Source organism: Brenneria corticis (assembly GCF_003115855.1).
GTDB lineage: Bacteria > Pseudomonadota > Gammaproteobacteria > Enterobacterales > Enterobacteriaceae > Brenneria > Brenneria corticis.
The window spans coordinates 1-5,596 of record NZ_KZ819122.1 but is presented as its reverse complement, the minus strand read 5'-3'; the positions used below and the strand labels follow the sequence as shown (position 1 = coordinate 5,596).

Sequence of the window (5,596 nt, the reverse complement as noted above, 5' to 3'; positions counted from 1 at the left end):
GTGGGGTCTCCCCATGTGAGAGTAGGGAACTGCCAGGCATCAAATAAAGCACAAGGCCCAGTCGCAAGACTGGGCCTTTTGTTTTATCTGTGTTTGCCGGTGCGTAGCCCCGGCCCGAAGGGCGGCCCACAGGGAGGTGGGCCGTAAACTGCCAGGCATCAAACAAGTAGAAAGCCTCATGCGAAAGCATGGGGCTTTTTGCGTTAATGGATAACTCGCGGGCAACCAGCTTGGCGTTCAGGTATTAAGATAAAACCACGCTACCATCCACTCTGGATCAGGTAGACTATGGCAATATCTGAGCTAAAGAGTACTCATACTATGACGAATAGTGTCATATCGCTAAAACCATATCATACCTTCGCATTACCTGTTTTCGCGTCGCAAGTCACCGTTGCCGATACACAAGCGCAACTTATTGCTGGATGGCGTACCGCCCGTTTATCGCAACGTCCTGTTTTGCTGTTGGGGGAAGGAAGTAATATTCTTTTCCTGGAAGACTTTGCCGGAACGGTCCTGCTTAATCGTGTTAAAGGTATCGATGTTAAGGAAAATGCTGATGGATGGCATCTTCATATCGGCGCCGGCGAAAATTGGCACAGTCTGGTGCAGTACTCGCTCGAATCGGGGATGGCCGGTTTAGAGAATCTTGCGTTGATCCCGGGATGTGTTGGCTCCGCACCGATACAGAATATTGGTGCCTATGGCGTCGAGCTGAAGAGCGTATGCGAGTATGTCGATTTGCTGGATCTGAACCTTGGCACAGTAAAACGTCTTACTGCTTCCGAGTGTCAATTTGGTTACCGGGAAAGTATATTTAAACATCAATACAGGGATGGATTTGTCATCACCGCCGTTGGCTTGTTTTTAGATAAAAACTGGAATCCGGTATTAGGCTACGGTGATTTGAATAAGCTGGATGCGGCTACGGCCACACCTCGGCAAATATTCGATATGGTTTGCCATATGCGGCGTAGCAAATTGCCGGATCCTGCGGTTACCGGGAATGCGGGCAGTTTCTTTAAAAACCCGGTTGTTACGGCGGAGCATGCTGCTGATATTTTGCAAAAATACCCAAGCGCTCCCCATTATTTACAGCCAGATGGTCAAATAAAGCTGGCGGCCGGGTGGTTGATAGATCAGTGCGGCTTAAAAGGTTTTCAGGTGGGCGGCGCGGCGGTACACGACCAACAGGCATTAGTGCTGATTAATAAAGACAATGCGACCAGTCAGGATATCGTCAATCTGGCGCGCCATGTCCGCGGCCAGGTGGCTGAGCGATTTGGTGTCTGGCTGGAGCCAGAGGTGCGTTTTATTGCCGCCACTGGAGAGGTGGATGCTGTCGGGGTATTATCATGAAGAATATTAAAGTTCCTCTCAGGTTAATCAAGGTTCTGTCTGACGGCGGGTTTTACTCAGGAGAGGTTCTGGGTGAAATGATGGGGATGAGCCGGGCGGCGATTAATAAACATATTCAGACTATCCGGGAGTGGGGGATAGATGTTTTTACCGTTACCGGGAAAGGATATTGCCTGCCCGCGCCGATGCAGCTGCTGGATGAGAAACAGATCCTCGGCGCCTTGCCGGACGGTGGGGTCACGGTTTTGCCCGTGGTTGATTCAACCAATCAATATCTTCTGGACAGATTGGGTTCGCTATCCTCCGGAGATGCCTGTATTGCGGAGTACCAGCAGTCTGGGCGCGGTCGCCGGGGTCGTCAGTGGTTTTCTCCCTTTGGCGCCAATCTTTATTTATCACTGTATTGGCGTTTGGAACAAGGCCCCGCCGCGGCGGTCGGCGTCAGTCTGGTCATTGGGATCGTGATGGCCGAGGTGCTGCATAAGCTCGGCGCTGAAGGGGTTCGTGTCAAATGGCCGAACGATCTCTATCTTAACGATCGCAAGCTGGCCGGCATTCTGGTTGAGTTAACGGGGAAAACGGGTGACGCGGCACATTTGGTCATTGGCGTCGGTATCAACTTACGGATGCGTGAGCCGGCAGATAAGGTAATCGATCAGGGTTGGATCAACCTTCAGGAAGCGGGGATAGAGGTCGATCGTAATACGCTGAGCGCGACGCTGATTTCAGAGCTCAGACGCGCGTTGGCCACCTTCGAGCAACGGGGTCTGGCGCCGTTTATTTCCCGATGGGAGCAGTTGGATAATTATTTTAACCGTCCGGTCAAATTGCTTATCGGTAATAGAGAAATACATGGAATTGAGCGAGGCATTGATAATCAGGGAGCGCTGTTACTGGAGAATGATGGTGAATTGACACAGTATATTGGCGGGGAAATTTCGTTAAGAGGATTATAAAATAAAGGGGTGTTACTACCACCCCTTTATTTTAAGCGCCCATTTACTTTCTCAAACGGACGTATTCCACGGCATGATTGGCGCTTTTTGTCATAATAAGACTGGCTCTTTCACGCGTTGGTAAAATATTTTGCCTTAAATTAAGCCCGTTTATCTCTTGCCAAAGCTGTGAGGCAATATCAATGGCTTCTTGCTCCGGCAGCCTGGCGTAATTGTGAAAATAGGAGCTTGGATTGGAAAAGGCGCCCTGCCTGAATTTCAGGAAGCGGTTGATATACCAGCTTTTTAATAACTCTTCCGGCGCATCGACATAAATTGAAAAATCGACGAAGTCAGAGACAAAAACTCGGTGCGGGTCGTGGGGATAATCCATGCCGCTTTGTAATACGTTTAAGCCTTCCAATATCAAAATATCGGGCTGCTGTAGTACCTTATGATGATTGGGCACAATATCATAGATGAGATGTGAATAAATCGGTGCTGTGACCGTGTCTGCGCCCGACTTAATAGCGGAAACAAAGTTCACCAAACTATGCATATCATAAGATAGGGGAAAACCTTTTTTCTTCATCAGATTGCGATCTTTTAAAACTTTATTCGGATGAAGAAAGCCGTCGGTGGTGATGAGCTCCACGCTGCGATGTTCAGGCCAACGGCTGAGCAACGCCTGCAGAACGCGCGCCGTGGTGCTTTTGCCGACGGCTACGCTGCCTGCAATACTGATGATATAAGGGATCTTCTGGCCATCGGTCCCCAAAAACTGCTCTAAAACCGCCTGGCGGCGCAGATTGGAACTGATATAGAAGTTAAGCAGGCGGGACAAAGGCAGATAAATTTCAGCGACTTCGTCTAATGAAAGATCTTCGTTAATCCCTTTGAGTTTAACGATCTCTTCCTCTGTCAGCGTGAGTGGGACAGAATCGCGCAAGGCGGCCCATTGGCGGCGATCAAATTGTAGATATGGCGTAGCCAAAGATTGCTCTCTATTTCTCATAAGTCTGATTCTGCCTGCTTATACAGGTAAGAAAGGGGACTTCAGCCCACCGATAAACGAGCGGCATAGTATAATCCGCTCGCCTCAGGCAGTAGAACCTTTTCTTGATGTAATAGTTTTGATTAGGGGCAGGTTAACACTTTGCCGGTGAGAAAAAGAAGAGAAAATCAGTTTGATACCCGATGCCCCGATTAAAGGGGCGCCGGGCAGCGGCGTTAGCTGGCAATCGCCCGCTCGACGTGATTCACCGCGAAGAGGCGCTTATAGTAAATCGCGGTGGGATGGTAATAGCCATCGGGCGTGCTGGCATAGTCGGGAAGTTCGCCTAAATAGCGGTATCCCAGCGAGCGATAGAACATCTCCGCAGGGGAACCAGCCTGCGTATCCAGATAAAGTAACCCACGTTGCTGCTGGAGTGCGGCTTTTTCCAGGCTTTGCATCAATCGCCTGCCGATGCTCATTCTCCTTGCCCGGCTGTGAACCAGTAATTTTTGAATTTCGGCTCGATTCTGTCCGTTGGATTTTTGACAGAGCTCCAATTGCACACTTCCGACCACCCCCTCCGCGTCGCGGGCGATCCACAGCATGCGCTCACCTTTGGCTATCGACGGGCGTAAGCCGTGAAAATAACTCTCCGCTTCTTCATGGGATAGCGGGGTCTGAAATCCAACCGAGGCTCCTTTGGCGACCGCATCTATCAATAGATTGGCAAGCTCACCGCGATAAACTGGCAGGGTGGCGACATTGAGGGATACGATTTTCATGATGAGTCTCCTGACCGGTGAACAATGCTGTAGATATTGCAAAATTCGTTCCAATCATCGATAAGCGGCCGAATACGCGGAATAGAGGGCATGGCGGTCAAAAAATGCATTCAGGCGGGGCGATAATCCCTGTTTTGGTGCAGTGGACCGGGTTCGTCAGCCATCCGCCGTTCGCCGGATTAGGCGTTTCTTTGGGCGAATTATTGTTGGCGGTGTGGATCCAGGTTCAAATTTGGATAAAATCTAAGCGATAGTGCGTTTTGGGCAATTTTTTTGTTGCATAGGTCGTTCGGTCTACCTAGAATGCGCAGCACTTGATGCCGGCTTAGCTCAGTAGGTAGAGCAACTGACTTGTAATCAGTAGGTCGCCAGTTCGATTCCGGCAGCCGGCACCATTAAGTAGACAATCAGGTGGGGTTCCCGAGCGGCCAAAGGGAGCAGACTGTAAATCTGCCGTCACAGACTTCGAAGGTTCGAATCCTTCCCCCACCACCAAATTCAATCCTGGCGACAGGATAAAATCGATACGGTATGTAATACTAAGCCGGATCGAAGAATGCGGAGAGTAACGTTATTCTCCAATTTCAAAATCTACAGAAAAATCAGGTAGCCGAGTTCCAGGATGCGGGCATCGTATAATGGCTATTACCTCAGCCTTCCAAGCTGATGATGTGGGTTCGATTCCCACTGCCCGCTCCAAAGATGTGCTGATATAGCTCAGTTGGTAGAGCGCACCCTTGGTAAGGGTGAGGTCGGCAGTTCGAATCTGCCTATCAGCACCACTTCTTTATTCTTCCTCCTGATTTCTTTCTGTTAAAAAATTCAGCAAGCAAACGCTTGGTTGATGTGGTGATACCACCGATTTATCCGTGTCTTAGAGGGACTATCGATGTCTAAAGAAAAATTTGAACGTACAAAACCGCACGTTAACGTCGGTACTATCGGCCACGTTGACCATGGTAAAACAACGCTGACTGCGGCTATTACCTCCGTACTGGCTAAAACCTACGGCGGCGCCGCCCGCGCATTCGACCAGATCGACAACGCGCCGGAAGAAAAAGCCCGTGGTATCACCATCAACACCTCTCACGTTGAATACGATACCCCGACTCGCCACTACGCGCACGTTGACTGCCCGGGACACGCCGACTATGTGAAAAACATGATCACCGGCGCCGCGCAGATGGACGGCGCGATCCTGGTTGTCGCCGCGACTGACGGCCCGATGCCGCAGACCCGCGAGCACATCCTGCTGGGTCGCCAGGTAGGCGTTCCTTACATCATCGTATTCCTGAACAAATGCGACATGGTTGATGATGAAGAGCTGCTGGAACTGGTTGAGATGGAAGTGCGCGAGCTGCTGTCTCAGTACGACTTCCCGGGCGACGATACTCCAATCGTGCGTGGTTCCGCGCTGAAAGCGCTGGAAGGCGACGCCGAGTGGGAAGCGAAAATCATCGAACTGGCCGGTCACCTGGATACCTACATCCCGGAACCTGAGCGCGCCATCGACAAGCCGTTCC

5 protein-coding genes and 4 tRNA genes are annotated in these 5,596 nt (G+C 50.6%); 7 read left to right on the top strand and 2 right to left on the bottom strand.

Annotated features, from left to right (window positions below; genetic code table 11):
* The first annotated feature begins 321 nt into the window (after positions 1-321).
* Both murB and birA read left to right on the top strand, forming a co-directional pair.
* Positions 322-1,359 (top strand): UDP-N-acetylmuramate dehydrogenase, encoded by a 1,038-nt coding sequence (murB, locus tag DDT56_RS24080; protein ID WP_136168872.1) that lies wholly within the window; start codon positions 322-324, stop codon positions 1,357-1,359.
* Positions 1,356-2,315 (top strand): bifunctional biotin--[acetyl-CoA-carboxylase] ligase/biotin operon repressor BirA, encoded by a 960-nt coding sequence (gene birA, locus DDT56_RS24075; RefSeq protein WP_136168871.1) that lies wholly within the window; start codon positions 1,356-1,358, stop codon positions 2,313-2,315. The genes murB and birA overlap by 4 nt, the downstream gene beginning before the upstream one ends.
* Before the next feature lie 43 nt (positions 2,316-2,358).
* On the opposite strand, the gene coaA is transcribed toward birA, so the two are convergent.
* Positions 2,359-3,309: a type I pantothenate kinase gene (gene coaA, locus DDT56_RS24070; RefSeq protein WP_136168870.1), complete on the bottom strand. Its 951-nt coding sequence runs from the start codon at positions 3,307-3,309 to the stop codon at positions 2,359-2,361.
* Between the two features lie 215 nt (positions 3,310-3,524).
* On the bottom strand, positions 3,525-4,073 hold the full coding sequence (locus DDT56_RS24065) for a GNAT family N-acetyltransferase (protein ID WP_136168869.1): 549 nt from the start codon (positions 4,071-4,073) through the stop codon (positions 3,525-3,527).
* A gap of 319 nt (positions 4,074-4,392) precedes the next feature.
* On the opposite strand from DDT56_RS24065, the gene DDT56_RS24060 reads away from it, so the two are divergent.
* The 5 genes from DDT56_RS24060 to DDT56_RS24040 form a co-directional block, all read left to right on the top strand.
* A tRNA-Thr gene (locus tag DDT56_RS24060) sits at positions 4,393-4,468 on the top strand.
* Between the two features lie 15 nt (positions 4,469-4,483).
* Positions 4,484-4,568: transfer RNA gene (locus tag DDT56_RS24055), tRNA-Tyr, on the top strand.
* Between the two features lie 129 nt (positions 4,569-4,697).
* A tRNA-Gly gene (locus tag DDT56_RS24050) sits at positions 4,698-4,772 on the top strand.
* 7 nt (positions 4,773-4,779) lie between these two features.
* Positions 4,780-4,855, top strand: a tRNA-Thr gene (locus tag DDT56_RS24045).
* A 107-nt stretch (positions 4,856-4,962) separates the two neighbouring features.
* Positions 4,963-5,596 (top strand): GTP-binding protein (locus DDT56_RS24040; protein ID WP_136168868.1); only part of this gene is annotated, 634 nt, incomplete at its 3' end.

Excerpts from the sequence above, each read along its gene's own strand:
- DDT56_RS24065 (WP_136168869.1), bottom strand. The coding sequence starts at position 4,073 with ATGAAAATCGTATCCCTCAATGTCGCCACCCTGCCAGTTTATCGCGGT.
- coaA (WP_136168870.1), bottom strand. The coding sequence starts at position 3,309 with ATGAGAAATAGAGAGCAATCTTTGGCTACGCCATATCTACAATTTGAT.
- birA (WP_136168871.1), top strand. The coding sequence starts at position 1,356 with ATGAAGAATATTAAAGTTCCTCTCAGGTTAATCAAGGTTCTGTCTGAC.
- murB (WP_136168872.1), top strand. The coding sequence starts at position 322 with ATGACGAATAGTGTCATATCGCTAAAACCATATCATACCTTCGCATTA.